The sequence below is a fragment of the Acinetobacter ihumii genome, from assembly GCF_900625095.1.
GTDB classification, from domain to species: Bacteria; Pseudomonadota; Gammaproteobacteria; order Pseudomonadales; family Moraxellaceae; genus Acinetobacter; species Acinetobacter ihumii.
The window spans coordinates 2,933,523-2,959,426 of the sequence record NZ_LR130760.1; the positions used below are offsets into that span (position 1 = coordinate 2,933,523).

Annotated in this window: 25 protein-coding genes and 1 pseudogene; 22 read left to right on the forward strand and 4 right to left on the reverse strand. The window is 40.5% G+C overall.

Annotated features, from left to right (window positions below):
- The first annotated feature begins 13 nt into the window (after window positions 1–13).
- The 6 genes from filA to filF all read left to right on the forward strand — a co-directional run bounded on the left by filA (window position 14) and on the right by filF (window position 8,137).
- Window positions 14–952 (forward strand): putative pilus system protein FilA, encoded by a 939-nt coding sequence (gene filA / locus E0D95_RS13800; protein ID WP_130804544.1) that lies wholly within the window; start codon window positions 14–16, stop codon window positions 950–952.
- 218 nt (window positions 953–1,170) lie between these two features.
- The gene (gene filB / locus E0D95_RS13805) at window positions 1,171–2,004 is read left to right on the forward strand and encodes a putative pilus system C39 family peptidase FilB (RefSeq protein WP_130804546.1); all 834 of its coding nucleotides are present in this window, start codon (window positions 1,171–1,173) and stop codon (window positions 2,002–2,004) included.
- Between the two features lie 29 nt (window positions 2,005–2,033).
- Window positions 2,034–3,200 (forward strand): putative pilus system protein FilC, encoded by a 1,167-nt coding sequence (filC, locus tag E0D95_RS13810; RefSeq protein ID WP_130804548.1) that lies wholly within the window; start codon window positions 2,034–2,036, stop codon window positions 3,198–3,200.
- A 14-nt stretch (window positions 3,201–3,214) separates the two neighbouring features.
- Window positions 3,215–4,879 (forward strand): putative pilus system OmpP1/FadL family transporter FilD, encoded by a 1,665-nt coding sequence (gene filD / locus E0D95_RS13815; protein ID WP_130804550.1) that lies wholly within the window; start codon window positions 3,215–3,217, stop codon window positions 4,877–4,879.
- 38 nt (window positions 4,880–4,917) lie between these two features.
- Window positions 4,918–6,180, forward strand: a complete 1,263-nt coding sequence (filE, locus tag E0D95_RS13820; RefSeq protein WP_250645233.1) for a putative pilus assembly protein FilE — start codon at window positions 4,918–4,920, stop codon at window positions 6,178–6,180.
- Between the two features lie 19 nt (window positions 6,181–6,199).
- Window positions 6,200–8,137: a putative pilus system protein FilF gene (gene filF / locus E0D95_RS13825; protein ID WP_130804554.1), complete on the forward strand. Its 1,938-nt coding sequence runs from the start codon at window positions 6,200–6,202 to the stop codon at window positions 8,135–8,137.
- Window positions 8,138–8,223: 86 nt separating this feature from the next.
- Here filF and E0D95_RS13830 read toward each other — a convergent pair whose 3' ends face one another.
- A complete protein-coding gene (locus E0D95_RS13830) occupies window positions 8,224–8,772 on the reverse strand; it encodes an NUDIX hydrolase (protein ID WP_130804556.1) in 549 nt (182 codons plus the stop codon).
- A 122-nt stretch (window positions 8,773–8,894) separates the two neighbouring features.
- On the opposite strand from E0D95_RS13830, the gene E0D95_RS13835 reads away from it, so the two are divergent.
- The 7 genes from E0D95_RS13835 to fghA all read left to right on the forward strand — a co-directional run bounded on the left by E0D95_RS13835 (window position 8,895) and on the right by fghA (window position 14,902).
- Window positions 8,895–9,512 (forward strand): CoA pyrophosphatase, encoded by a 618-nt coding sequence (locus tag E0D95_RS13835; RefSeq protein WP_130804558.1) that lies wholly within the window; start codon window positions 8,895–8,897, stop codon window positions 9,510–9,512.
- 49 nt (window positions 9,513–9,561) lie between these two features.
- Complete coding sequence (locus E0D95_RS13840) at window positions 9,562–10,092, forward strand: gamma carbonic anhydrase family protein (protein WP_165443266.1); 531 nt, start codon at window positions 9,562–9,564, stop codon at window positions 10,090–10,092.
- A gap of 124 nt (window positions 10,093–10,216) precedes the next feature.
- Entirely contained in the window at window positions 10,217–10,888 is a 672-nt protein-coding gene (gene tsaB / locus E0D95_RS13845) for a tRNA (adenosine(37)-N6)-threonylcarbamoyltransferase complex dimerization subunit type 1 TsaB (protein ID WP_130804560.1), read from the forward strand.
- An 8-nt stretch (window positions 10,889–10,896) separates the two neighbouring features.
- A complete protein-coding gene (locus E0D95_RS13850) occupies window positions 10,897–11,721 on the forward strand; it encodes an undecaprenyl-diphosphate phosphatase (protein WP_130804562.1) in 825 nt (274 codons plus the stop codon).
- Window positions 11,722–11,737: 16 nt separating this feature from the next.
- Entirely contained in the window at window positions 11,738–12,544 is an 807-nt protein-coding gene (locus tag E0D95_RS13855) for a class I SAM-dependent methyltransferase (RefSeq protein WP_171478546.1), read from the forward strand.
- A 119-nt stretch (window positions 12,545–12,663) separates the two neighbouring features.
- Window positions 12,664–14,097: a C13 family peptidase gene (locus E0D95_RS13860; RefSeq protein ID WP_130804566.1), complete on the forward strand. Its 1,434-nt coding sequence runs from the start codon at window positions 12,664–12,666 to the stop codon at window positions 14,095–14,097.
- The gene (fghA, locus tag E0D95_RS13865) at window positions 14,066–14,902 is read left to right on the forward strand and encodes an S-formylglutathione hydrolase (RefSeq protein ID WP_130804568.1); all 837 of its coding nucleotides are present in this window, start codon (window positions 14,066–14,068) and stop codon (window positions 14,900–14,902) included. The genes E0D95_RS13860 and fghA overlap by 32 nt, the downstream gene beginning before the upstream one ends.
- Before the next feature lie 76 nt (window positions 14,903–14,978).
- On the opposite strand, the gene E0D95_RS13870 is transcribed toward fghA, so the two are convergent.
- A complete protein-coding gene (locus E0D95_RS13870) occupies window positions 14,979–15,254 on the reverse strand; it encodes a DUF2218 domain-containing protein (protein ID WP_130804570.1) in 276 nt (91 codons plus the stop codon).
- Between the two features lie 193 nt (window positions 15,255–15,447).
- Here E0D95_RS13870 and rpe point away from each other — a divergent pair, with 193 nt between their 5' ends.
- The 9 genes and pseudogenes from rpe to E0D95_RS13915 all read left to right on the forward strand — a co-directional run bounded on the left by rpe (window position 15,448) and on the right by E0D95_RS13915 (window position 23,323).
- The gene (gene rpe, locus E0D95_RS13875) at window positions 15,448–16,134 is read left to right on the forward strand and encodes a ribulose-phosphate 3-epimerase (protein ID WP_130804572.1); all 687 of its coding nucleotides are present in this window, start codon (window positions 15,448–15,450) and stop codon (window positions 16,132–16,134) included.
- A gap of 725 nt (window positions 16,135–16,859) precedes the next feature.
- On the forward strand, window positions 16,860–17,306 hold the full coding sequence (locus tag E0D95_RS13880; protein ID WP_130804574.1) for a hypothetical protein: 447 nt from the start codon (window positions 16,860–16,862) through the stop codon (window positions 17,304–17,306).
- A 46-nt stretch (window positions 17,307–17,352) separates the two neighbouring features.
- A complete protein-coding gene (locus E0D95_RS13885) occupies window positions 17,353–19,230 on the forward strand; it encodes a copper resistance system multicopper oxidase (RefSeq protein WP_130804576.1) in 1,878 nt (625 codons plus the stop codon).
- Entirely contained in the window at window positions 19,217–20,107 is an 891-nt protein-coding gene (locus tag E0D95_RS13890; protein WP_130804578.1) for a copper resistance protein B, read from the forward strand. Before E0D95_RS13885 ends, E0D95_RS13890 begins: the two co-directional genes overlap by 14 nt.
- A gap of 82 nt (window positions 20,108–20,189) precedes the next feature.
- Window positions 20,190–21,143 carry a cation diffusion facilitator family transporter gene (locus E0D95_RS13895; RefSeq protein ID WP_004987436.1) on the forward strand — a complete coding sequence of 318 codons (954 nt, stop codon included), beginning with the start codon at window positions 20,190–20,192 and terminating at the stop codon, window positions 21,141–21,143.
- Between the two features lie 8 nt (window positions 21,144–21,151).
- Window positions 21,152–21,703, forward strand: coding sequence for a hypothetical protein (locus E0D95_RS13900; protein WP_004987433.1), 552 nt, complete (start codon window positions 21,152–21,154; stop codon window positions 21,701–21,703).
- A gap of 124 nt (window positions 21,704–21,827) precedes the next feature.
- Window positions 21,828–22,148 (forward strand): DMT family transporter, encoded by a 321-nt coding sequence (locus tag E0D95_RS13905; RefSeq protein WP_004987432.1) that lies wholly within the window; start codon window positions 21,828–21,830, stop codon window positions 22,146–22,148.
- 11 nt (window positions 22,149–22,159) lie between these two features.
- Entirely contained in the window at window positions 22,160–22,645 is a 486-nt protein-coding gene (locus tag E0D95_RS13910) for a methylated-DNA--[protein]-cysteine S-methyltransferase (RefSeq protein WP_004987431.1), read from the forward strand.
- Between the two features lie 40 nt (window positions 22,646–22,685).
- A pseudogene (locus tag E0D95_RS13915) lies at window positions 22,686–23,323 on the forward strand (nuclease-related domain-containing protein).
- Between the two features lie 51 nt (window positions 23,324–23,374).
- Here E0D95_RS13915 and add read toward each other — a convergent pair.
- Together add and E0D95_RS13925 are read right to left on the reverse strand one after the other, a co-directional pair.
- Window positions 23,375–24,391: an adenosine deaminase gene (add, locus tag E0D95_RS13920; RefSeq protein ID WP_004987428.1), complete on the reverse strand. Its 1,017-nt coding sequence runs from the start codon at window positions 24,389–24,391 to the stop codon at window positions 23,375–23,377.
- Between the two features lie 175 nt (window positions 24,392–24,566).
- Window positions 24,567–25,850 carry a carbohydrate porin gene (locus E0D95_RS13925; RefSeq protein ID WP_004987427.1) on the reverse strand — a complete coding sequence of 428 codons (1,284 nt, stop codon included), beginning with the start codon at window positions 25,848–25,850 and terminating at the stop codon, window positions 24,567–24,569.
- Between the last annotated feature and the right edge of the window lie 54 nt (window positions 25,851–25,904).

A 25,904-nucleotide genomic window follows, 5' to 3' on the forward strand; every position in this document is an offset into this window, starting at 1 on the left:
GGGAGAGTACGGAATGAAAATGTTTACTAAACTTGCTTTGGTTTCATCAATTGCGATCAGTGCAAATGCAATGGCAATGCAGTCAATGGATGATGCTGCGCTAAGTGCTACTACAGGTCAAGATGGTTTAAATATCGGTATTGGTATTTCTAAAGTCACAATTGATCAATTAGCTATTCATGATAACGATGGTTATACTGATACAACTAAAGGCGGTACAAGTACAGCTGGTGCTATTGTAATTAAGGCAAATGGTGATGGTACAGTGGGTACAGTTGCTCACGGCGTTGAAATTACACCGAATATGACATCACTTTTACCTTCTCATAATTTAGCTGATTTAGTTATTGATACTGATGCTGGCGCAAATGGTGCTTTTTTGAACGTAGCGGCTAAAGTATCTGGATTGACCATCAAAATTGGTGAGATTGGGGTGGATAAAAGTAATACCTATACAACTGGTAGTGTTGTTCGTGGTGTAGCTGGTACTAGTGGTACAAGTTATAATAAAATTTTGAATGGTCTTACATTAACTACTGGTGTAATGGACGCGAATATTCAATTGGGTGCTGCTCCACAAGGTGCGATGGTTAACTTAAATACGACTATGCAAGGTGGTTTAGAACTCTCTAATCTATCTATTCATGATGGTTCTGGTACTGGTGATATCTTATTGGATAGTATCAAGGTGGCATCAACTGGCAATGCGAATGGTGATTTAGCTATAAATGCATCTGTAAAAGTGCTTCCAACAGGACTTCAAATTACTTCAAATGATTCATCTGGTAATGATATCTATATTAAAGGTATCCATTTGGGTAATCAGACTGGTACAATTTCTGGTGTAGCTTTTGACTCTACTAAATCAATTGGTGATGTAGAAATTAGTGGTTTGAAAACTTACTACGGTGCTGGTAATGCAGGTTCTCAAATTACGATTTCTGGTCACTAATCTAATTTAGATTACTCCATAAATAAAAAACGCGCATTCATGCGCGTTTTTTATTTACATAAGTTACAAAAAAAGACGCATTCCGTCAAAAAAATAAAAAAAAAGCTGTATTTTTATATAAAAAAAGGTATCTTCAACAGACAAGGAACGTAGAGTGCTTACTCTAAAAATAATAGCAACGTAAGGGCATCAGATGCCAAAAGTAGAAAATTCAGATTATGTTAGAGATTACATTGGGGTCTGCACTGATTTATTACTTTGCGACTCAAGCCTTTGATATTAAGGAAAAGCCGCCGGGTACAGTCAACTACACGGAAGTTTTGGACTCAAGACAACCTTCTTTTACACGTTATCATCGTGAGCAGGTGAATATTAAACCTGCGGTAGAGGATCAATTTCGTGGAATTGTCCGTCAGGCTTATGACTATAGTTGTGGTTCAGCTGCTTTAACTACCCTTTTAAATGGTTATGTTGGAACACGCCTAACCGAACAACAAACCATGAATGGTCTATTACGTTTCGGGGAATACAACCGTATTGTAGAACGTCGAAGCTTTTCTTTATTGGACATGAAACGCTTTGTGACTGCTTTAGGGCTAGAAAGTGGCGGGTATCGTGGCGAGTTTTCTGACTTGATTAAACAAGGTCAACCAGCGATTGTTCCCATTTCCTATGCTGGCTTTAAACACTTCGTCGTGTATAAAGCCTATAAAAATGGACGTGTATACGTTGCGGATCCTGCCTTGGGGAATATCAGTTTCGATCAGGAGCGATTTAAAGAAATTTGGGAAAACAATACCTTATTTTTGATTAATGTGCCTGAAGCACAGCGCCAGTCTCTCTTGGCTTTGCAAGATGCAGATATGCGCCATGTCGAAGATGCAACTGTGAATAAATATGCATTGGTCGACATTCAGTATCCAACTTTCTATATGGAGCGCATTGCAGATAAAGCTTCTACAGTACGCAGAGCACCAGATTTAAATAAAGATTCTGGTACTTATGGTGAAAATGTAAATACTTTTATGCGCTTATATTACAAGCGTAAATAGCCAGAAAAAAAATAAGTGTTAGGAATTAGATGATGAGAGCTCAATGGATGAATAAAACGCTACTTGCAGTCAGTATTCAAATCTTTATGGTGGGTGGAGTGTATGCCGCTGATGTCAAAGCACAGGACGTGCCTGAAGACTCAGCTTCTGCAACGGCATTTACACAACCTGATCCAAATGCAACCGCAGTACAGCCTGAGGATCCACCAGCAATTGAACCTGCGCCTGTTGCACCAGATCAAGTAACGCCAGCACAACCAAACAGTGCTGCTGAAGCTTTGCAGAAACAAGAAGGTGATGCGACTCAGGAAAGCAACCTACAAGAAGTTTTTACATCAAATGAGCGTCAATACTCTTTAATTAAAAGAGGGGAGATCTCGACCTATTATGATATTGATTATACGTATTATCGTGATAGTCAGCTCAATCTCGCTATTCAGGATGGTAGTGTTGCACAATTGCGTGTCGATGAAGATGCAACGCATACATTGACCAACACCTTCACCTTACAATATGGTCTACGTGATAACTTGACCTTATCAACCTCTTTACCTTTTGTAGCTAAATCAGATAATTTAAAAGATACCACCACAGCGGGTTTAGGTGATATTTCTTTTGGCGCACGTTGGGAACCATTTCCATTAAAAGCAGGACGTTTACCTTTAATTCTGTTTGGTAACGTGTCAACTAAAACAGGCGACAGCCCTTACGAAATTAATCCAAATAAAGATCTCTCTACAGGTAAGGGATATTATTCAGCAGGTATTGGTGCAAGTACTCGTAAATATATTGATCCAGTGGTTTTGTTTGCTTCAGTTTCTGCGAACTATGGTTTTAAAGAATCTGGAATCAATCAAATTCGTGGTAACCGAATTATTGATGAGTTTGATCCGGGAATTAGTGGCGGGTTTGCATTTGGTTTTGCTTATTCGTTTAACTACGATGTTTCGTTGACGATGTCTTATCAGCAAAGCTTTAATACAGAAAGCGAATTTACGTATAATACTGGCGAGACTTATAAGCCCGCAGACCAAACCAGTGCCACTTTCTCTATTGCTTTGGGTGTTCGAGTTTCGCCAGATACGATTGTCAACGGTACATTGGGAATCGGTTTAACTGAAGATGCACCAGATATATCACTCGGTCTATCTTTCCCACTGGATATTGTGGGTTTTGCTAAAAAAATTCGTAACTAACGGGAGTCATCGGTATGATATACCTGAGACTACGCCCGTTAGCTGCTGCAATTTTTTTAACGGGCTTTTCAAGCGTGGCGTTTGCGCAGCTTGGACAAAACTTATCTGTTGATATTCGCTCATTATCTTTGGGGAACGCAGTCACGGCTGATCCACCGGGGATTAGTGCTATTCACTTCAACCCTGCGGGTTTGGCTAAAATTGAAGGCTTGCAGACCGATGTACAGGGGATTGTCGCTAACTTTAATGTACAGCGCGACCTTTCTGCACCAGCTGGATATAACGTATTTGGTTACTCTGATGATCCACTGGTCTGTAATGACGCACCAGAAAATCCATCGAGTTTATGTACTGATTTTAAAGGAACAGTGAATGCTGACGTAGAATACGCCAGTATTTATGTGCCTATTTTTAAAAAAATGGTTGATTTGGGGGAGGGCGTTCCAATTGCTGCTCCTACAGCAGGTATCGCTTATAAACCACCGGGTTCTAAAGTCACCTATGCAACTGCTATTTATGCTCCTTTGATTGTGGGTTATGGCTCTGAAAATGGCAATCCCGGAAATTTCATGGGACAACAGGTTGCCTTTGAGCGTATTACTTATTTATCACCTTCCTTTGCTTTTCAGGTGAATGATGAACTTTCACTGGGTGCATCGCTGGGTATGTCTTATCAGGCAATTTCGTTAAAAACGGATTTACGTTTTCCAAACGAGCTGATTGGTGTACTTCGTATGGTCGATGAAGTGGTGTGTTCCCCATTTCGTGACAACTCAGATATTATTACAGACCTTTTACTTTTAGGCTTGTGTAATGCCAATGAAGGGCTTAATCCATTTGCTAAGTTTGGTCAACTTAAAGCAACGATGGAGCAATCATTAGCCCCGAGTTATAACTTGGGTTTAATGTGGGAACCATCGGATGATTTCGCATTTGGTATGGTTTACCAGAGTGAAAGTAAGACAAGAATGAAAGGCAAATATTATATTGATAATGCCAATGCACCAAGAGAACTTATTCGTGCCTTAAATTCGTCTGCAACGGGTCAGATTTTTGCAGCGATTTTAGGTTTTCCATCTTACATTCCAGCAAGTGAATCTGGTTTAGTGTCAATGGATCTTAAATATCCTGCACATTTTCAAGCAGGGATTAAATATAAAGTTTTGCCTGACTTACAAATTAACTTTGATGTAGGTTGGACCGATTATAAACAGTGGGATGAGTTTAGGTTTGAATTTGATCGACAAGTTTCAGCACTTAAAATTGCAAAATTACTTTCACAGGGTGTGACAGATACGACTTTATCTGTGCCATTAAAATTTACTTCGCCTTGGAGTTGGGGGATTGGTGTGGAATATTCTGCGACCGATCGTCTGAAGTTGCGCGCTGGTTATGAACCACGTACGTCAGCCACACCAAATGATAAACGTAATACTCTGATTCCGATTAACAATGCACAGCTGTTTGGTATGGGCTTGGGTTACCGCTTTGATGCAGATACAGACATTGATTTAACCTTGGCCTTCTTGCGTAGTCGCGATAATATTCCTGCATGTTCAAGTAGCTTATCTAATGCATGTGGAGTAGATAATTTAATTTTAAATCCTTATGCGGGATTAAATGTGAGAACCAATACCCAAGTGACTATTTTGGGGATTAACTATAGAACAAGATGGTAATTATGTTTAAAAGTGGTCGACCAATTCATTATATCTCAATGATACTTGTGACATGTGGAACAGTATCACTGGGATATGCTGCGGATTTTTTTACGATTATTGGCCCAGATGGTCGTCCTTTGGTGATCCCGCGTGATCCTGTTGCGGTTAAGCAAGCGCAACCTTCGCACTCATTGCCTCAGCCTACAACTCCGGCGAAGGATTCAAACACTTTACCCAACTCACTTAAAAGTCAAAAGTCGCCATCTAAAGTGATTAATCAGCCTAACGGAGCCGATCAAAAAAGCAAATCTGAACCAGATCAATCTGAAATAGCATCTAGCAATTTAGACTCCAAAAAAGCTTCAAGTCCGGTCATTACACAATCCATAGAAAAGCAAACCATTCAAATAGAGTCTGAAACGGCTCAGAGCAAACAAACCATTCAAGAAACAGAAGCAATTCAACAGCGCTCTTCTGAAAATACCACTCCTGCTGTTTCGCAAGCATTAAAACAAGCAGTAAAAGTTGCCCCCAAGCAGGTTTCCGCTGTTCAAACCTCGAATCAGCTTAAAACAGATCAACCGAGTCGTGCACCAGAGTCAGTCGATGCAGATCAGCATATTGTGGAGCTGAATGGTGAAAAATATGTGGATAGTGAATATTTAGAAGATAAAGAATTTAATCTTGAAGGAAAGAAACGCTTTTATATGATGCCAGAAGGGATTGTCGATGCTCGTTTAGGCGCTGTACGTATGCAACCTGAGCAACGTGAAAAAGGGGTAAGTAAATCCTTTGTTAAATCACTTTTAAAAAAGAATGAAACCCAGAAAGAACAAGAAGTTTTGGCATTATCTGCAACGTATTACCGATTACCTAAAGAACAAGTGGTTGAGAATCTTGAAACGACTTGTTTTAGTGGTAAAAAAATGAAAGATGCAAAGTTATTCAATGTGGAAAAGCAGATTGGTCTTTGGCCTAGAAAGCCACTTAAAGATACATTTGATTATGACGTAGTCAAGCTTTCAGCACCGTTAAAGCAGCTTAAATTGACCTCTTATGCAACGACAGATCAGGAACCTACATTTTATTGGCCGTTCGTGGTTTTTCTGGACAAAAATGGCTGTATTTTAGAGGGCGTTAGTGGCTACAAAAATCAGGAATATTCTGCCACCATGTTACAGCATGCTGCAATTGAAGGAACGATAAGACTTCCCGATCAAACCTCCTATATTTTGCTGACGCCTTTAGCCTCGGCCTTGGATGTTCAGGAAAAATCTTTATCAAATCAGGGACAAATAAAATTAACGGCGATTCGTTAATCATTAAAGTGATTGTATTATGAAAAAACAGATACTTATTCCTTTTACCTTAACTGCACTTATGACTGCACTGAGTGGATGTGGTGGAGAGGGTGGAAATATTAATGTAGAGCCGCCGGGAAGTAATGGTGTTACTGCGAGTACCAGTTGCTCTACGACAGCCAGTGATTGCTTGGAATTTGTGTTCGATTATCCAGTGGCAGGCCTAAACTTTGATTGTAGCAGTGATACCACCAATCATTATATTACTCAGAATAGTTCAAATGCTGTTTCAGGTGCTTGTAAGTTAGGTGACACGGTTACTTTCTCGATCAAAGGCCAAGGCACAGATAAGCAGATTAAATTAGGCGCGGTCGATTTAAAAACAATTACATCTTTAAAAATTTCCGATGCACCGATTTCATTGGTGGATATTGCAACCGCGATGGTGGGTAAGGCACCAGCCAGTTTAACTCAGGATGACGAAACCATTAAAGTCGCCATGGCTTTGGTTAAAATTTTTCAGGCAGCGGGCGTCGCAAATGAAAATAATACGGTCGGAGACTTACAACCTGTTGATCTGGATGAAGATTATAAAAGTAATTTGAAAAATATTAATCAGTCGATTGATGTGAGTAATTTTAAAGATGGTTCTTATGCAGCTATTTTAAAACCATGGGTAGATGTATCCATAGTCAGTGATCAAAGTGCATTCGATGTTGTCAACAAAATGTTGAATATGCAAAATGCAGGAAGTTTCCAGTCTGATTTCCTACCATGGCCATTAACTACTGATAGTAATGTTGATCAGCAATATATTGAAGGGTTCCATGGTAAGAGTTTATTGGGTAATGAGATTATTGCCAATATGTATCTTTTGTCAGACCGTACCGGCCACACTTTGGGTTATGGTTTGCAATGGCGAGGCAAACCAGATGATAAAACAGCTGGAGGATCTATCATTGGTGACTCTTTAAAACGCCTTACACTAATCAGTAAAATTGCGCCGAAGAAAATGAATGCTGATGCGCAGACCAACTGGATTAACCCATTAAATAAAAAATTAGCAAGCAATGCGCCATTTGTTTTCTCAATGGCAGATCAAAGTGGAGATGCATTGCGATTAACGCAAGGACGTTTATTAAACGGCTATATTATTGCAGGTACTGAACCCGTATATAAACAGGTAACTGCTGCCAAAGAAGGCGATAGTGCAAGTTATGGGAAATGGTCACAACAATTTGGTCCAGAGCAGTTCGATGGCTCAATTGATATTTCTAAAACCAATCCAATTACTTATTTAGATAAGAAAATTTTAACCACCCAACACAATGTGAAAACAGGGGGCTACTATGTTTTCCCAATGTTTGCCACCTTAATTGTCAAATTTGACGATAAGACCATTCCAGATGTTAAGTTGGGTATTGTGATTGACGAAAATGGTGATATCCGTTCAGATATTAAACCACAAGCAACAGCGAATGATATGTCAGGCACCTGTGCAACTGTAAACCCGAACAGTATGATCGATAATAATGGTGTCCAGCAATTCCGTATAGGCACCACAGGTGCAGGCAATTATGCAGAAACGGATAAATCTCTTACCATCCGTATGATTTTAGCTAATTCCAAGTTTGGTTTATTAGATGGTTTAATTTTGGGACTTAACCAAAACTTGTCTGTAAGAGCGGGTGAAGGTACAGGACAAAATTCCCAGACGCTTAATTCTAGTGGGGTAAAGATTAACCTGCATAATTTGCTGACTGATAACAGTACCAGTCGTGGCGTGAATATTACGAATTTTAATAACTTAACAGCCAACTGGATTAACATTCATGCGGCCTATCAAAAAGTTTATAATGGAATTAAGGATATTTCTCCAGCACCTACGCAGGAACAGATTGATCTCGCAAAACGTGTGAATGGAACCTTGGCAATAGAATTACCAAGTTGTTATAGCATTAAGCAAAAACCATAAAATATCGTAACTAAAAAGGGCAATCAAAATGATTGCCCTTTTCGTATTTCAATACGCTACTCAATAATCGGTACAGCCTAAAAAACTTAACCCGTATGATCCAAACGCGTACCTAAAGTTTCCAGATGTACAGGGAAATGCTGATTTTTACGATCAGCAAAATAATGTTTTAAAGTTTGTTCGACACTTGGAAATGCCAATTCACCCCACGGGATGTCTTGTTCTTCAAACAAGCGGCATTCGATACTTTCTTCGCCTGCACCGAACTGTCCATCAATTAATTTTGATTTAAATAGAACATATATTTGTCCGATACGCGGAATGTTATACATGCAATATAAATGTTCAATGTCAATTTCAGCTTCCGCTTCTTCACGAGTTTCTCGTGCTGCACCTTGTTCCATGGTTTCAAATAATTCCATATAACCTGCTGGAAGCGTCCAGAGACCGTAACGCGGTTCAATGGCACGACGGCAGAGCAACACTTTATTTTCCCAAATGGCTAAGGCACCACAAATCAGCTTGGGGTTTTCATAATGAATATGACCACAGTGGGGACAGACACGACGAATTTTCTGATCGCCTAAAGGAATTTTATCTTCAGTTTGGTGTCCGCAAACAGTGCAAAAACTCATAATCATCATCGGGTGTAAAGATGACTCAGCATAACTGAAATTTTCGACTTTCGCATCATTTCTATACGAACAGCGTGCTTTTTCAGCTATGATGAAAACAACTACAACAAAGAGAACAGGGCATGGTAACGCAAGATCTCACACAACTTTTGCAGCAACGATTACGTTTCTCAAAACGCACTTCGTCTGCACAAGCTGCCGTGCTGATTGCGATCACGCATGAACCAGAACCAAAGGTATTATTAACTCGGCGTTCGACACAATTATCCAATCATGCAGGTGAGGTCTCATTTCCTGGAGGCAAGCGTGATCCGGGAGATACCAGTAATATTGTGGTGGCATTAAGGGAAGCGCAAGAAGAAACAGCTTTAAATCCCTTTGATGTCGAATTGATTGGTGATTTACCCATGCAACAGGCACGTAGTGGAATGCTGGTCAAACCCGTGGTAGGGCTTATTCCTCCTAAAGTAGATTTGATTGCCCAGCCGACAGAAATTGATCGTATTTTTTTCGCTTCATTATCGCAATTATTGAAAGCACCTGCCACGCCTTATGAAGTGAAATATGCGCATCAATCCCTCTATTTTCCAAGTTTAAGAGTTGAAGATGAGGTGATTTGGGGGCTGACGGCACGTATGCTGATTTCTTTATTCCATTATGGTCTAAATTATCAGAAAGATTGGCCATTTCTTTTAAATGCGCCACACTTTAAGCCCAAAAAATTAAACTCAAGAAATTAAATCCATAAAATTGAATAAGTTAAAATTTGAACAGGATGTGATGAATATGATGTATCGTTTTGAAGGACATTCACCAAAGGCACTCATTGAACCTTGGGATGGCTGGATCGCGGATAATGCGACCGTAATTGGACAAGTTGAACTCGGGCAGCAGGTGAGTGTCTGGTTTGGTGCGGTCATTCGCGCTGATAATAGTCCAATTCGTTTAGGACATTTTACCAATATTCAGGAAAATGCAGTATTGCATACAGATGCAGGGATTGAACTTCATATTGGCGAATATGTCACTGTTGGTCATCAGGCAATGCTACATGGCTGTACAATTGGTGATAACAGTTTAATCGGGATTAACGCCGTGGTACTTAATCACGCTGTAATTGGTAAAAACTGTATTATTGGTGCAAATGCTTTAATCCCTGAAGGAAAAGTGATTCCAGACAATTCAGTGGTGATGGGGTCACCGGGGAAAATCGTCAAAACACTGGATGAAGCAGGGGCTGCTAAATTACGTTTGAGTGCTTTACATTATGCTGAACACTTTAAACGCTTTCAGCAATTGCGGCCTTTTTCCTTTGAATAATTCAAAGAAATCGCAGTATGCAAACCGCGCTTTTTTGTATCCTTCAAACTGAACATCTCGCCTAACTAGACGTTGTAGAGTATGATAGCCAACGTTTTTTAATTAAATTATGGCGTGGAGTTGCATGAAAGTTCTGGCATTGGAAACGGCGAATGAGCATTGTTCAGTTTGCTTGATAGATCAATCAAATGAGCTTTTTTTTCAACTAGATACCCAATCCAAAGCACAAACACGTACCATTTTGCCAATGATTGAACAGGCAATGCAGGTTGCGCACAGCACTTATTCAGATTTAACCGCTATTGCATTTAGTCGTGGACCGGGTTCTTTTAGTGGTGTGCGTATCAATGCTGCTGTGACTCAAGCACTGGCTTGGGCAAATGATTTGCCTGTGATTCCTGTTTCTACATTACAAGCACTGGCGCAAGCAGCTTATCGCCAATTGCAACTCACTCAGGTGACTGCGGTTTTGGATGCACGGATGCAGGAAGTGTATCTGGCGAATTTTAGCTGTGATGAAAATGGCATTATGCAACTTCAAGGCGAAGAACACCTGTTAAATTATGAGTTGGCACAATCTTATGCTCAGTTTTCCTGTGTGGGTTCGGGGGCCAAACTTATTTCTTCTTGCGTTTCTGAACAAAACAATGCAATCAGTCCATCTGCGCGTGATATCGCGTTAATTGCTCGACATGAAGCTCAACAAGAGTGTTGGGTCAGTGCAGAACAGGCATTACCCGTCTATTTGCGTGATAATGCATGGAAAAAAATTGCTGAACAAGGTAAAGCGAATTAGGACACTTTATGGATCTTTTACTGCTATTAAAAGCAGCGATTATGGGAATTGTGGAGGGTATTACCGAATTCCTTCCAATTTCAAGCACCGGTCATTTAATCTTAGCTTCTGAGTTGATGAACTTCTGGACCCCAGAAAAAAGTGCTGTATTTGTAGTTGCAATTCAAATGGGTGCGATTGCTGCGGTGATCTATGAATATTGGTCGCGTCTTTGGGGGGCAGCCACTGGCATGGTGACGGGTGAGGAAAAAGGTCGACGCTTGGGCATTAGTCTCATTCTTGCCTCTATTCCGATCGTCTTGGTTGGACTGACCTTTGGTCAAACCGTCAAAGAACTCTTATTTAATGATATTCCGGTTGCCATGGGCTTGATCATTGGTGGTTTGATCATTATCTGGATTGAGAAAAATCCACGTAAGGTGAATGCTGTTGAGGTTGAAAATATTAGCTTAAAACAAGCCATCTGGATTGGTCTCATACAGGTTTTATCCTTAATTCCAGGTACATCCCGTTCAGGTGCAACTATTATCGGGGCCATGTTCTTAGGGGTATCCCGTAAAGCAGCCACTGAATTTTCTTTCTTTTTGGGGATTCCTGTCATTATTGGTGCAGGGCTATTAGATTTGTATCAAAGTCATGATGTATTTCAGACCCAACAGGACTGGGCAGTGTTGGCTGTTGGTCTACTGGTTTCATTTATTTCAGCCTTGCTATTGATTCGTGCATTGGTGGCTTATGTTGCCAAACGCGACTTTATGATTTTTGCATGGTATCGAATTTTTTCTGGTTTGCTCATTTTACTGTTTGCTTTTACGGGCTGGAAGCTGTGGTAAACAAAAGGGGGTGTTAATGGTAATGCCATTATTTTTCATTGCCTCTGATCTAAAATCCGCGCAGCATTATCAACAGATTTTGCTTGAGCGCGGCGTAGATATTAATTTGTGTGAAGTTGAACAGCTCAATGCCCGATTTTTTCGGCAACATCCTGAGTTGGCATTGTGCGCAGATGAGCAAGGTCTTTGGCTATGTGCCAATGGTATGAAAATGCAGCCAGATTGGAAGGCTGAAGTACCTCGGTTAAAACGTGCCAGTTTAAAATCGGAAATGATTGCGAGAGCTTGTCAATTGGGCGAAGCTCCGCAATTAATTGATGCAACAGCCGGCTTGGGGCATGATAGTTTACTGATGGCACATTTGGGTGCGCACGTTACCTTGCTGGAACGTCATCCGATTTTATTTACTTTGCTAGAGGATGCGCATAATCAGGCAAAACAAGATCCATTTTTAAGTAAAATTGTCGAGCGGATTCAACTGATTTTTTCTGATTCGAGTGATTATTTGCAGGCATGTATTCAACACCATCAGCAAGTGAATGTGATCTATCTTGATCCAATGTTTCCACAGCGTGATCAACATCAAAATACCATCAAAAAACAGGCACAAGTCAAAAAGCAAATGCAATTATTACACCTATTACTGCCCGAGCATGGTGAAATGGATTTAGGGGATTCCTTGTTGCCTTTAGCTCAACAAGTGGCACAGCGAGTAATTGTAAAACGTCCACGCCATGCTGTTTTTTTGAATCAGCAAACACCTGATCATCAATGGTTAGGCGATGCTTGTCGTTTTGATGCCTATTTTCAATTGAGTATGTGATGAATTGTGATCATCACTTCAATCAACAGCAAATATTTGTTATATAGATAAAAGCATTATTGATATAATTTCACACAAGCATACACTGATTATGCATTCTCACTCCTGAATAATTTTTTATGATTGACCTGAAGCCCTCCATCAATTTTTGGCATGATTTCAAAAGTAACCAAATTGCGGGTATGTGGTTATTTCTAGGGTCACGACGTTGCTTGCAAATTGTTCATCCCTCAATCTTTCAGTTATTGGTCTGGGGAGTACTAGGCGGTGCTGCCAATACTTTATTTAGCTGGTTGGTTGCAGGGCAGAATGGTGAATTTAATTCTCAGGGGTTGGTCAGTTATGCACTCTGGCCTTTTTTGGCACTGATCGTTGGAATTTTTTTATCGCAACGTACCAATAACGCACGATTAATGTTAGTACCTGCTATTTTATGGCTGGTACTGGATACCAATATTGCTTTATTACAAAGCTTTATTCAGTTTTTAGGACAACTGGATTATCTACCTTACTTTAGCTACGATTATTTGCCTACCTTGTTTATGGTGTTATTTGTCTGGCAAAGTCTGGCCGTGGTTTGGGTGTTTTCTCGTGAGCTGAAATGGCCGTGGTGGGAACGTGCCCTGATCATGATTGCTACACTGGTGACATTGGTGGTGTGGCAAGGGTCGGTGCGCAGTCAACCGATCTGGAAAGTGGAAGATGTTGCGCCTACCTTTGCAGAAGACGCTTTTTACGCGCAAAGTCAGTTGTTAAATAAGTCTCTTGAACAGATTCAATATGGCGAATTTGCCCAAAGCCACTGGTATTTTCTTGGCGTGGCAGGTGCGAGTTATCAGGATGTTTTCAAATCTGAAATTATGCGGATAAAAGAGCAGTTTGATACACGTTTTGGCACTTTTGGCCGTTCTATGATGCTCATTAATAATCCGAATACGCGTACTCAAGTGCCAATCGCCTCACAAACCAGTATTGCCACTGCTTTACGCCGTATTGGGCAGCAAATGAATAAAGAAAGTGATGTATTGTTTTTATATATGACATCACATGGCGCGCCGAATGAATTTGAAATGGAAAATGCGCCGCTGGATTTACATCAGGTTGATCCAAAATGGTTACGTGAAACCTTAGATAAATCAGGAATTCGCTGGCGAGTGATTGTGATTTCATCGTGTTTTTCAGGCAGTTTTATTCCTGCATTGCAATCTCCTGACACGCTCATTATTACGGCCTCCGCTTCAGATCGGCAATCTTTTGGTTGTACTAACGAGGCGGATTATACCTATTTCGGACGTGCATTATTTGATCAGGCTATGCGTGAACAACACTCAATGAAAGATGCATTTAAGCAAGCTCAGGACACTGTCGCCAAATGGGAATCGGCGCAAGGCTTTGAACCATCGGAACCGCAATGGGTCATTGGTAAAAATATGGAACTTATGTTGCCACAATTAGAGCAACATTTATTTCCTCAACAAAATTTACCCCAAACGACCATGACTCAGCACGAGGAAAAGACACATGGAAATGCTACAAAAAAATCGTTGCTTTGATGGTGAACAACGCATTTATCAATGTGATTCAGATGCACTGAAGGGCACAAGCAAATTTGCTGTGTTTTTACCGCCAGCGGCATTGAAAGGCGAACAGTGTTCAGCCTTGTTTTATCTGGCAGGGTTAACATGTACTGAAGAAACCTTTGCCATTAAAGCACATGCACAGCGTTTGGCAGCTCAACTGGATTTAATTCTCATTATGCCAGACACTTCACCGCGTGGTGATGGTGTGGCACAAGGCGATAGTTGGGATTTGGGGTTAGGAGCAGGGTTCTATATTAATGCAACTCAGGCACCATGGGCTACGCATTATCAAATGGAAAGTTATATTGTTGAAGAACTTTATCCTCTCATTCAAACAGAATTCCCTGTCATCCAAGGTCAGATCGGCATTTTTGGTCACAGTATGGGCGGCCATGGTGCGCTCACGCTGGCACTGAAATACCCTGAAAAGTTTAAATCAGTTTCGGCATTTGCTCCAATTTGCGCACCTAGTCAATGTCCTTGGGGAGAGAAGGCATTTTCAAACTATTTAGGTCATGACCAAAGCGTTTGGTTACAACATGATGCGACCGCACTTATCCAGCATAAAGGTGCATTATTTGCTGAAATCCTGATTGATCAAGGCTTGGATGATCAGTTTTATGCGCAGTTAAATCCAGATTTATTTCAACAAGCCTGTGACAAAGTTGGACAAAAACTGAGCCTAAGACAACATGCAGGATATGATCACGGTTATTATTTTATTCAGAGTTTTATCGATGATCATTTGCAATTTCATGCAGTGCAACTCGAACAATAAGTTAAAGCCACCATATACCACTTAAAGCGCAAACTGGATAAGGCTGCGCTTTATTTGATTTAGACAAATGAATACGTTATGAATGTATCCAATCTGCCTGAAACTCTTGTTGAGCCATACGATTTAAATGATCCAGAACAACACCTTCTAAACGCACAGTATCTTCATTTTCACTCTGAATTTGGACATCTAGGCTTTGTAGTTGCGGAATCAAAATGACTGTTGCGCTCGGCATAAAAATTTTAAAATCCTGTTCCGATTCGGCAACTTCAAATTTGTGTTTCCAGTGATTCAGTAGACGTTTGGCAATCCGTCGTGCTTCTGTGGTGCTAATAGACGTTGAACTTTGCATATAATGGGTCTCCTTTAACAGCTTTTGATATGACTATTACCTTAACAAGTTTAGTCACAGAAAAAACCGGATAAATAAGAACAACGTGTTGCATTTATGCAATTGAGACGCATTTAATCTATGGTTTTAAGCCCCCCATAGTAAAACTGTTTTTGTTATACTCTATTTTTATTTTTGATTTGCCAGGTCGCTCATGTCCAAGCCCTATCTTATTGCACCTTCTATTCTTTCAGCCGATTTTGCCCGTTTGGGTGAAGACGTAGAAAAAGTTTTGCAGGCGGGTGCAGATGTAGTGCATTTTGATGTGATGGATAACCATTATGTGCCCAATTTGACCTTTGGTGCAGGGGTATGTAAGGCACTTAAAAATTACGGGATTAAAGCTCCAATTGATGTGCACCTTATGGTGTCGCCAGTTGATCGCATGATTGGTGATTTTATCGAAGCGGGTGCAGATATTATTACCTTTCACCCAGAAGCTTCGGATCATATTGATCGTTCATTACAATTGATTAAGGCAGGCGGAGCTAAAGCTGGTTTAGTGTTTAATCCAGCTACGCCATTGCATTATCTGGATTATGTACTCGACAAAGTCGATCAAATTTTACTCATGAGTGTGAATCCGGGATTTGGTGGCCAAAAATTTATTCCAATGACTTTGGAAAAATTACGTCAGGCACGTCAGATCATTGATGCCAGTGGTCGTGATATTCGCTTGGAAGTTGATGGTGGAGTTGGGCCAGCCAATATTCGTGAAATTGCGGAAGCGGGTGCGGACATGTTTGTGGCAGGGTCAGCCATTTTTGGTAAACCTGACTATAAAGCGGTCATTGATGAAATGCGTGCTGAATTAGCTAAAGTTGGTGCACAACAGATTTAATTTTATTTTCAATATCATATTTTCTCGCACTGCATCATTCTTTGCTGTGGTGCTTAAATTTTGGCTTTCGATTTTTCCTTTCAAGCACAAAAAACCATTCACTTTAGCCAAAAATAAAGCATTAGATATTTTCTTTTAGTGACAGCAAAGCGGTTGGTCTTTTGCTCAAGATATGGCGCTGTTTAATTTCATCTCATGCCTCCAATGAAGAGTTGCTGTATTTCATCTTGCGACACAAATAAAGTGCTACTTTATTTATCTTGCGCATTCACTAAAGCGCTGCTTTATTGAATGCTCATGTGGATAACTTTGTTTATAACTCTCTGGATAACTATGTTGATAACAGGGTGGATAAACTGCTGATAGAATAATCAAAATGATATCAATTGCTTAAAAAATCCATGAAATTGGCATAAAAATAAATCAATCTGATTTCTTTTTATGCATTTTAACTTATTTATTTTGCACGTTTTTTAATCTGTGAGAAAAGTCACATTCGCTGTTTAAAAAATAGAAAGTTAATAGAAATAAAGACCTGAAATATGCGGATTATATAGATCAAAATTACCTCATTTTTATCCACATATACTAGCTGTCAGCTTATAAGTGAAAAGTAATTTCACGCTGTATTGAAATGACATGATTCAGATTTGTATCTAATGATAAACTTGGTTATGCTGTATGACAGGTATCATAAGATGCGTGTATTTCAGAGGATTTTCAGCTTGTATCAACTTCAGCGCAGACGGACGTGGTTTGTGTTGCTCATGGTGTTTATGATGAGCTGGAGTGGTGTGGCTGTTGCTTCTGTTAAAAATATGCATGTAGGCATGATGCAAAGTATTGTTCAGCCGATACAGCATCTATCAAAAAAATCGCCGTGTGATGATCCCCACATACATGCAAATAAAATGCAGCACGATTTAGCGCATACACCGCAAGACAAGATGCATTGTGATCAACAACCGCAATTGCATTCTTCTAACATCTCAGTTTCTTGTCAGGATTGTCATCAGTTACATTGCCAAAATTTAAATAATTATGTTGAGCATGTGATTCCGACCTTACCAGAGCATACTGTGTTTGCTGCAATGGCAACGCCTCCTTCGGATTATAACGTTCAGCATTTTACAGGTTTCTGGCAGGAAATTTTAAGACCACCCAAAGCTTAATCTCAAAATCAAACTAAATATTACGTTTTAAATTTTGAGGTTAGTGATGTCTATTTTATTTAGAATTGCTCTTTTTGCAGGACTGTGTCTGGCGATTTCGCCATTCAGTCTGGCTGCGGTCAAAGAATATCATTTGGATATTGCCGAACAAACGGTCAATATCACCGGAAAAGCTGTTCAACGGATTACGGTCAATGGTCAGTTTCCTGCACCAAAACTTGAATTTGAAGAAGGCGACGAAGCCGTTATACATGTGCATAACAATTTAAAAAATCAGGATTCTTCGATTCATTGGCATGGTTTGCTCCTCCCCGGGATTATGGATGGTGTTCCTGGCTTTAATGGCTTTCAGGGAATCAAACCAAACGGTTCATTTGAATATCGTTTTAAAATCCGCCAAAACGGAACCTATTGGTATCACGCGCATAGTCGTGGACAAGAGCAGGACGGTTTATATGGCGCATTTATTGTTTATCCAAAACATAAACAAGCACTGATTGTACAGGAACAGACTGAACGCGATTATGTGGTAATGCTGTCAGATTTTCATGAATCATCGAGTGCTACGCTCATGAAAAATTTAAAGAAATCTGCGGAATATTATCAAAATCAACGTGAAACATTAGGCGATGTTTTTCAGCAGGTGAAACAGCAAGGTCTGAAAGCCACTTGGCAGGATCGTAAAATGTGGAATCAGATGCGGATGTTGAAAACGGATTTATCTGATGTCACAGGTTATACCTTTCTGGTCAATGGTAAAACGCCTGAACAGAACTGGAGTGGTGCATTTAGTTCGGGTGAAAAAGTTCGTTTACGTTTCATTAATGCCTCAGCGATGTCATTTTTTGATGTGCGTATTCCTAACTTAAAAATGACCGTTGTCAGTGCTGATGGGCAACCTGTCAAACCTGTTACGGTGGATGAGTTTCGGATTGGTACAGCGGAAACGTATGACGTTATCGTTGAACCCAAGGCTGCACATTATCAAATACAGGCTGAATCGATTGATCGTAGTGGATTTGCTCTAGCAAGTTTGCAAAATGTGGCGATGCCTGCACCGCAACAAATCATGACTCCAATCGCGCGACCTCGGGCATTACTGACCATGCAGGATATGGGGCATGGCGATATGTCTGAAAATTCAACGCATGCAGAACATTCCTCTATGTCGATGGACATGCCGAAGGAGCTGCAACATAGCGTTGAATCTTCTTCATCCATGCCAGACCATATGGATCACCATGTGATGTCATCTGAACACATGCATCATGAGGCGATGTCACATCAGCAGATGAGTCCTGAAATGGCACATGGTGACATGAATCATGAGCAGATGATGCAGCATAAAATCTCGAATCCATCAACTCAAACTGAATCAGCAAAAACAGTGCAAGGTTGGGCGAATGCTTCCACGCCAGTAGGTTCGAAAGCCTTGCAATATCAGGATTTACAATCCTTGACTCCGCAGCCAGATACTCGTCAGCCCACTAGAGAATTAGTGATTCGTTTAGGCGGCAATATGGAGCGTTATATCTGGACCATGAACGGCCAAAAATATAACGAAGCGAAACCTTTAGTGGTCAAATATGGAGAGCGTATTCGTCTGAAATTTATCAATGACAGCATGATGGCGCATCCGATGCATTTGCATGGCATGTTTGTGCAATTGGAAAATGGTCAGTCCTTACAGAATCTTCCCAATAAACATACGCTGATTGTACCGCCCGGTAAAACCGTGACTGCACTTTTGACCGCAGATGAATTAGGTGAATGGGCAATCCATTGTCATCTGTTGTATCACATGTCCGCAGGGATGATGAATAAACTGATTGTGGCTAAAGTTAATGACGATGGCTTACCGCCAGTTTCATCTGAGCAGCAGAACATTCAACCTGTTCAAGGAGGTCAACATGCGCAGCACTAAATTGATGACTTTGTTGATGCTCTCGGGGGGATGGATGTTAAGTTCATGGGCTTTTGCTCATGAAGGGCATGAGATGATGATGTCTGATATGTCGATGTCAGATGCTCAAGATCATTCTAAAATGCAAATGTCTGACAGCAGCATAGATACAGACATTGCAACTTCAGATAATGAAATCAATTCCACAAATTCTGCTGGTGATCATTCAGATCATGATCATCGCCGTGAACATGGCGGACAAATTTATCAGGCAACGAAACTGGACAATCAATGGCGATTGGATAAACACGGGCAGGGCGAGTTTAATACTGAACTGGAAACCTGGATTGGCACAGATCAAAATAAACTTTTCATCAAAGCTCACAGTGAAAAGTCAGAATCTGAGAAAGCTGATTATGCGATTTCGGCATTATATAGCCGAAACATTGCTGATTTTTGGGATGCTCAAGTCGGCTTGCGTTATCGCAGTGAAGCCTTTGAGGCACATCGTCAGGAAGCGGTGGATGCAGCATTTGGTCTACATGGTTTAGCCCCATATTTCTTTGAAACTGATGCCTATATTTATGTCGGTCAAGATCAACATGTCAGCTTAAGTCTGGAAACTGAGCGCGACATTTTGCTGACGCAAAAGCTCATTACTCAACCTTATCTTAAAGCGGATGTTTTAATTCGGGATGAATCTGATAATGCAAAGAAGACAGGCTTAAGCTCTTTGCAAACAGGCGTTCAAACCCGTTATGAGATCAGCAAAAAAGTAATGCCGTTTATTGATGTCGCCTATCGTTATGAAAAAGGGGATCGTGAAACCAGTCGTCAAGTTGCAACCAGTTCAGAATCGGGCTGGCTGTATGGTGCAGGGATTACTTTCAAGTTTTAATTGATTCGTCAAAATAAAGCTGTATAGAATGTCATCACAATTAACCTGATGACATTCTTTTTGCATCTAATCTGGTGCGTCAATGAGCCTAAAACAACAGTACCAACGCTTTTTACTTTCAAATGCTTTTTTTCAATCGCAACGGGAGTTACACACAGACGGCAATTTACTTGCAGATGATGAATATGATTTTTCAGAACAAGACAATATTCAGTCGGAATGGGTGAGTTATTACTATATTCCCCAACTGGATATGGCGCATGAACGTGAATTGCGCAAGGCTTTGGTGCAATGTCATCAGGTCAAATATATTGAGATGGATCATCAAACTCAACATATGGCCATTTTCCATGATGGTGAAGTAGAGGTATTGACCAGTTTATTAAAGAACAAAGTGAAACAGGCGGATTATCAACAAACGCTATCTAATTTTGTGCCTGTCACCACCACCTTAAAACCCGTGATCAAAACCACGCAAATCCTGTCGTGGCTATCTTCGATTTATATTATTTTGTGTCTGGTCACTTTGTGTATGGCAATTCTGGCGACCTCGTTTAGTCTCTTGGCGATGAGTTTGTTGATCCTGATGGATGCCGTGATTTATTTGGTCGCCAATAATGCCATCGTGATTGAGCCTTTGCTTCGAAATAGATTAATTCAGGCATTGGCGTGGTTTGAACTGGTCGCAGCCACTGCTTTAATGATCGGCATTGTATATGATTATTTTAATGCACAGGTTGCATTGGCGGGATTTGTGCTGTTGCAAGGATTGGTGATCCTGACAGCGACTATTTTATCGCGTTATTTGATTGCTAAAGACTATATTAAAAATCGACCTTTGCACTGGAGTCATTTAGTGCGCAATATGGATGTAACAATTGCAATCACGTTGGTGATGGCTGGTGTGCTACTTCAACTCACACAGAACATAAGTATTGATTTGATGATGGCCATGTTGGTGATATTTTTAATTTTTTTACGAGTGTTTAATATTCTGATTTTAAATAAACTCGCACTGAAACCATCAAAATATTGAGTACACAAATGCGTAAATGGATGTACTTTTTATTGATCATCGCGGTCGCGTGGGGCGCTTGGACAACATGGATAAAACCAGCGCCCGATATTCAGACCTTTAGTTCAGATCACAACATTCATATTCAACAATTACAGCCTTATGAAGGAACATTCAGGGTTTTGTCACGTGAGGACTATCACGCTGGGAGAGAGGCTCAATTTTCACCGATGGATATTGCGGTGGGATGGGGCGAAATGGCAAATCCCAGTATTTATAAACAGATTGATATTTCACAAGGCAATCGTTGGTACCATTGGCGTATTGATTCAATTCCTCCAATTTCATTGAATGATATTTCGACACACAGTGCCAATATGCATCTGGTTCCTGCAACGCCAGAGATTGCCAAACAATTACAGCAGCTAAAAAAAGATGATTTAGTTTTCCTCAAAGGTGCTTTAATCGAAATTCAGTCAAGCGATGGCTGGCGTTGGCGAAGTTCCTTATCACGTGAGGATACGGGTGCGGGGGCGTGTGAGTTGATGCGAGTGGATCAAATTATTTGGCGTGAACAATGACGTTTCAAAATCAAAATTGGTCATCCCGATTAAATTGACTATAATCATCGTTTTGGAGGAACGACCTCCCCCAGATGAGGGAAACAATGTCAGGACGACCTGACGCCTGATTATGGAGCATAAAATGGCTTGGGCAATCTTAATTTTGGCGGGACTTTTTGAAGTCATCTGGGCATATTCGATGAAAATGTCAGACGGTTTTACCCGTTTGCTGCCAAGTGTCATTACCATCGTATTTATGGTATTGAGTGTCATATTATTATCAATTTCAATGCGGAGCTTGCCGCTTGGTACGGCTTATACAGTCTGGACAGGAATTGGTGCCATTGGTTCTTTTATCGTGGGTATTTTGATTTTGCATGAACCTATGGGAGCAATGCGCATGATGGCTGCGATTTTAATCGTCTCAGGTCTCGTGCTCATGAAACTGTCATCACCTACTTAAGGTTATTTGGTATGCAGTTATCTTATTGTTATATGGCTTCGCCTGTGGGACAGCTTAAATTAGTGGCGAATGAGCAGGCTTTGGTGGCTATTCTTTGGGACAATGAAAACCCAAAAAGAGTACGTCTGGCTGAATTAATTGAAGATGTATCCCATCCGATTTTATTGAATACCCAACAGCAATTAATCGAGTATTTTTCAGGTCAGCGCAAGGTATTTGATATTCTACTTGATTTTGAAGGAACAGATTTTCAGAAACAAGTCTGGAGTGCCTTACTGACGATTCCTTATGGGGAAACTCGCAGTTATAAACAAATTGCCCAGCAACTTGGTAATGAAAAAGCAGTTCGCGCTGTAGGGGCTGCCAATGGTAAAAATCCGATTTCAATTATCGCACCTTGTCATCGTGTAATTGGAGCGGGAGGAGCATTGGTAGGGTTTGCAGGCGGTTTAGATAAAAAAGAAATTTTACTGCGTTTGGAATTGAATAATATTTGAATTAGCTAAACTGTCACCTCTATAAAATAAGGATAATGAGATGTTTTTATATATCGTTTTTTTCATTGTTATCATGGGGATTGTTGCTTATCTATCTTCGCCTGCATTTAAAGGGAAAATGGGTGAGAGTATGGTGATTGATCATGCGAAACGACATTTAGGCGAAGAATATATCATGCTGAATAACTGCACGATTCCCGATGAGCAAAACGGAACAACACAAATTGATCATATTTTGATTAGCCCATATGGCGTTTTTATTATAGAAACTAAAAATTATACAGGCTGGATTTTTGGCAGTATTAATCAAAAACAATGGACGCAAAAAATCTATAAAAAAGTTATCGTTTTCAAAACCCAATTCATCAGAACTTCAAGCATTTAAAAGTATTGGAGCAAATTCTTGAAGATGTGGTTGCTCCTGAATATCTACATTCAGTCATTGTATTTACATCACGTAGCGAGTTTAAAACCGTCATGCCTGAACATGTTTGTCGGGGTAAAGATTGGATCACACATGTGAAAAAATTTAATCAGGAGGTGATTCCAACTATGAAACAAAAACGCATTAAATATCGGATCGAAAAAGAAATATTGGAGCCTTCATGGAAAACCAATCGTACACATATTGCTAACTTGCAACAGAAAAATTCAGTGACAACGAATATATCTCAATAAATGGCTACATTTCATAGCCATTTATAAGATACGGTTTGTACGTTTTAAAAATTATGCGACTTCATGTTGACGAGCCAAAGCCTGATTTTTTAATAATTGCTTTTCCTGTTCAGATAAAAAAGCCACTTTGAGACCATTTTCCTGCGCAGTTCGGATTTGATCTTCGGTTAAACCTGCTTGTGGTGCTGCAACCTGATATTCATGCTGAATTTCAATGCCTTCTACCGCAGGATCATCGGTATTGATCGTCGCCAAAATCCCATGTTGTAAAAAGTCCTTGATGGGATGTTTTTCAATTGAACTGACCGTGCTGGTTTGTACATTTGATGTGATGCACGATTCAATCCCGATCTGATGCTCAGCTAGATAATCCATCAGCTTTGGATCATGAATAGCTTTGACACCATGCCCGATACGCTCTGCCCCAAGTTCCTGTATGGCTTGCCAGATACTTTCTGGACCTGCGGCTTCGCCTGCATGAACGGTAATATGCCAGCCTGCATTTCGAGCCTGTTTAAATTGATCCAGAAAAAGCGTTCCGGGAAATCCCAGTTCATCACCTGCCAAATCCAAAGCTGTGATATGGGTTTTATGGGTGAGTAAGGCATCGAGTTCAGCCTGACAAGCGGCTTGTCCAAAAGTGCGACTCATAATACCAATCAAATTTGCCTGAATCCCTAAATCACGGCAACCCTGTTGTACGCCGTCAATCACCGCCTCAACCACACCTGCTAAAGGCAGATGATGAGTCATGCCCATATAACCCGGAGAAAAACGTAATTCGACATAGTCTAGACCTTGTTGCTTGGCATCCTCAATATTTTCATAGGCGATCCGTTGGCATGCCTCCAGACTTGCCAAAACCTTGACACCCCAGTCCAGCTTTGCCAAGAAACTGAGTAAATCGGGTTGATTATCCATGACTTGTACGTGTGGACGTAACTCTTCGAGCGTTTGAGCGGGTAGGGCAATATGATATTGCTGTCCCAAATCTAAAATGGTTTGTGCGCGAATATTGCCATCCAGATGTCGATGAATATCGGTGAGGGGGAGGTTTGTTGAAATCATCGGCATTACCTCTCTAGCATTGTTTTATTGTGTTTTTATCTTGGCAGAGATGGATTAAATAAAAAAGTAAGGCGATGTTATTTTTTGCTGATAAGTTGAAAAATGACCATTCATGCATGTTCAAAATAAAAATGCCGTGAGCTTAGAATCACGGCATTTTAAATACAGAATAAATTTAGAAAATCACTTTAGTGGTCAAACCAAGTACCAGTGCATTATCCACTTGATCGGTCGCACCCGGTTGAATGACATATTGCACCACAGGGCGTAACATCAACCACGGTGTGACATAGTGCGAATAGTTCAATTCAATATTGTATTCAGCATCTTCATTAATTAAGGCTTTCTTGTTGTAGATACCATCCCGATAACGATCATTGACATGAATGCGATTGACACCTAAGCCTAACATATCAGTGGGATGATCATCTAATAAGCCCAGATAACGAATCCCGATTTGTTGAGTATTATCAATTTTATTCACAGTGGTGTCATGGAAGGAAATATTGGTAAATCCGTATAAACCCCGTTTGCCGCCATCCACAGAAGTGAATTGTTGATCTGCGGTAAACCAACCTGCATAAGCATGGTCTTTCTGCTCACCTGTAATGACATCTTTGTTTTGGGTTTTATCGGCATTGTTATAAAAAACACCTAGACGATAGCTACCCGGTAAATGGTTAATCCCTTGTTTAGGTTGATAATGCAGTTCAACAGGGACAGTGACACCATCCATGTGGTCGGATTTTAAATTCCAACCCTGATTCTCTTTGATATTGGTCGGGTTAAACTCAAATACACCTACTTGGGCAGAGAGTTCAGGGGTAAATCGATATTTTACAATTCCCGCCCATTGCGCCACGGGTTCGTTATACCAGACATTACCCATCCATTTTCCGTTTTGTGCGGTACAAAACGAGGTACTTTGGAAGTCACATCCCATCGTATTAAAGTATGAACCCATACCGATACGACCAACGCGAACACTCCAACCCGTATCTGTAAAAATCTTTTCAATCGAGAGTTGAGTTAAGCGAGAGTCGACATTGCCGCGACCCCAAGTGGCTTGTGTATTGGCCATTTGTGGCGCACCCGGATACGAAATATTATCAACACTGGTACTTTGACCCTGACGAGCAGTGACAATGGCACGAACTGAAACGCCATTCCAACCCAACATTTTTTCCAGATCCAGACTACTGCCTAACCAGAGCTGACTTGCGAAGGTTGCACCATCTCGTGGTTTATAGCCACCATCTGCCAGATAGTCGGTATCGACATAAAGATTGGCATCAAAATTTACGCCCTGACTGGCGAGCTCTGTCCGTTTTCCATTCCAGTCACCAAACAAATACTTGCTTTGAGGACTGAAAGCATCATCCGCATGACTTAAATTAAAACATGTTATTGCTGTCACAAAGCTAGCAAAGCTTATTTGTTTCAGTCCCTGAATTTTCATTTGACTCAACCACGCATACTTAAAATTTGTCCATTCATTGTTTATCAACAATGA

Excerpts from the sequence above, each read along its gene's own strand:
- filC (WP_130804548.1), top strand. The coding sequence starts at position 2,034 with ATGATGAGAGCTCAATGGATGAATAAAACGCTACTTGCAGTCAGTATT.
- E0D95_RS13890 (WP_130804578.1), top strand. The coding sequence starts at position 19,217 with ATGCGCAGCACTAAATTGATGACTTTGTTGATGCTCTCGGGGGGATGG.
- E0D95_RS13840 (WP_165443266.1), top strand. The coding sequence starts at position 9,562 with ATGTATCGTTTTGAAGGACATTCACCAAAGGCACTCATTGAACCTTGG.
- E0D95_RS13905 (WP_004987432.1), top strand. The coding sequence starts at position 21,828 with ATGGCTTGGGCAATCTTAATTTTGGCGGGACTTTTTGAAGTCATCTGG.
- E0D95_RS13855 (WP_171478546.1), top strand. The coding sequence starts at position 11,738 with ATGGTAATGCCATTATTTTTCATTGCCTCTGATCTAAAATCCGCGCAG.
- E0D95_RS13860 (WP_130804566.1), top strand. The coding sequence starts at position 12,664 with ATGATTGACCTGAAGCCCTCCATCAATTTTTGGCATGATTTCAAAAGT.
- E0D95_RS13895 (WP_004987436.1), top strand. The coding sequence starts at position 20,190 with ATGAGCCTAAAACAACAGTACCAACGCTTTTTACTTTCAAATGCTTTT.
- E0D95_RS13900 (WP_004987433.1), top strand. The coding sequence starts at position 21,152 with ATGCGTAAATGGATGTACTTTTTATTGATCATCGCGGTCGCGTGGGGC.
- filD (WP_130804550.1), top strand. The coding sequence starts at position 3,215 with ATGATATACCTGAGACTACGCCCGTTAGCTGCTGCAATTTTTTTAACG.
- E0D95_RS13910 (WP_004987431.1), top strand. The coding sequence starts at position 22,160 with ATGCAGTTATCTTATTGTTATATGGCTTCGCCTGTGGGACAGCTTAAA.
- E0D95_RS13835 (WP_130804558.1), top strand. The coding sequence starts at position 8,895 with ATGGTAACGCAAGATCTCACACAACTTTTGCAGCAACGATTACGTTTC.
- E0D95_RS13850 (WP_130804562.1), top strand. The coding sequence starts at position 10,897 with ATGGATCTTTTACTGCTATTAAAAGCAGCGATTATGGGAATTGTGGAG.
- E0D95_RS13925 (WP_004987427.1), bottom strand. The coding sequence starts at position 25,850 with ATGAAAATTCAGGGACTGAAACAAATAAGCTTTGCTAGCTTTGTGACA.
- E0D95_RS13870 (WP_130804570.1), bottom strand. The coding sequence starts at position 15,254 with ATGCAAAGTTCAACGTCTATTAGCACCACAGAAGCACGACGGATTGCC.
- fghA (WP_130804568.1), top strand. The coding sequence starts at position 14,066 with ATGGAAATGCTACAAAAAAATCGTTGCTTTGATGGTGAACAACGCATT.
- filE (WP_250645233.1), top strand. The coding sequence starts at position 4,918 with ATGATACTTGTGACATGTGGAACAGTATCACTGGGATATGCTGCGGAT.
- filA (WP_130804544.1), top strand. The coding sequence starts at position 14 with ATGAAAATGTTTACTAAACTTGCTTTGGTTTCATCAATTGCGATCAGT.
- E0D95_RS13885 (WP_130804576.1), top strand. The coding sequence starts at position 17,353 with ATGTCTATTTTATTTAGAATTGCTCTTTTTGCAGGACTGTGTCTGGCG.
- E0D95_RS13830 (WP_130804556.1), bottom strand. The coding sequence starts at position 8,772 with ATGAGTTTTTGCACTGTTTGCGGACACCAAACTGAAGATAAAATTCCT.
- tsaB (WP_130804560.1), top strand. The coding sequence starts at position 10,217 with ATGAAAGTTCTGGCATTGGAAACGGCGAATGAGCATTGTTCAGTTTGC.
- filF (WP_130804554.1), top strand. The coding sequence starts at position 6,200 with ATGAAAAAACAGATACTTATTCCTTTTACCTTAACTGCACTTATGACT.
- rpe (WP_130804572.1), top strand. The coding sequence starts at position 15,448 with ATGTCCAAGCCCTATCTTATTGCACCTTCTATTCTTTCAGCCGATTTT.
- filB (WP_130804546.1), top strand. The coding sequence starts at position 1,171 with ATGTTAGAGATTACATTGGGGTCTGCACTGATTTATTACTTTGCGACT.
- add (WP_004987428.1), bottom strand. The coding sequence starts at position 24,391 with ATGATTTCAACAAACCTCCCCCTCACCGATATTCATCGACATCTGGAT.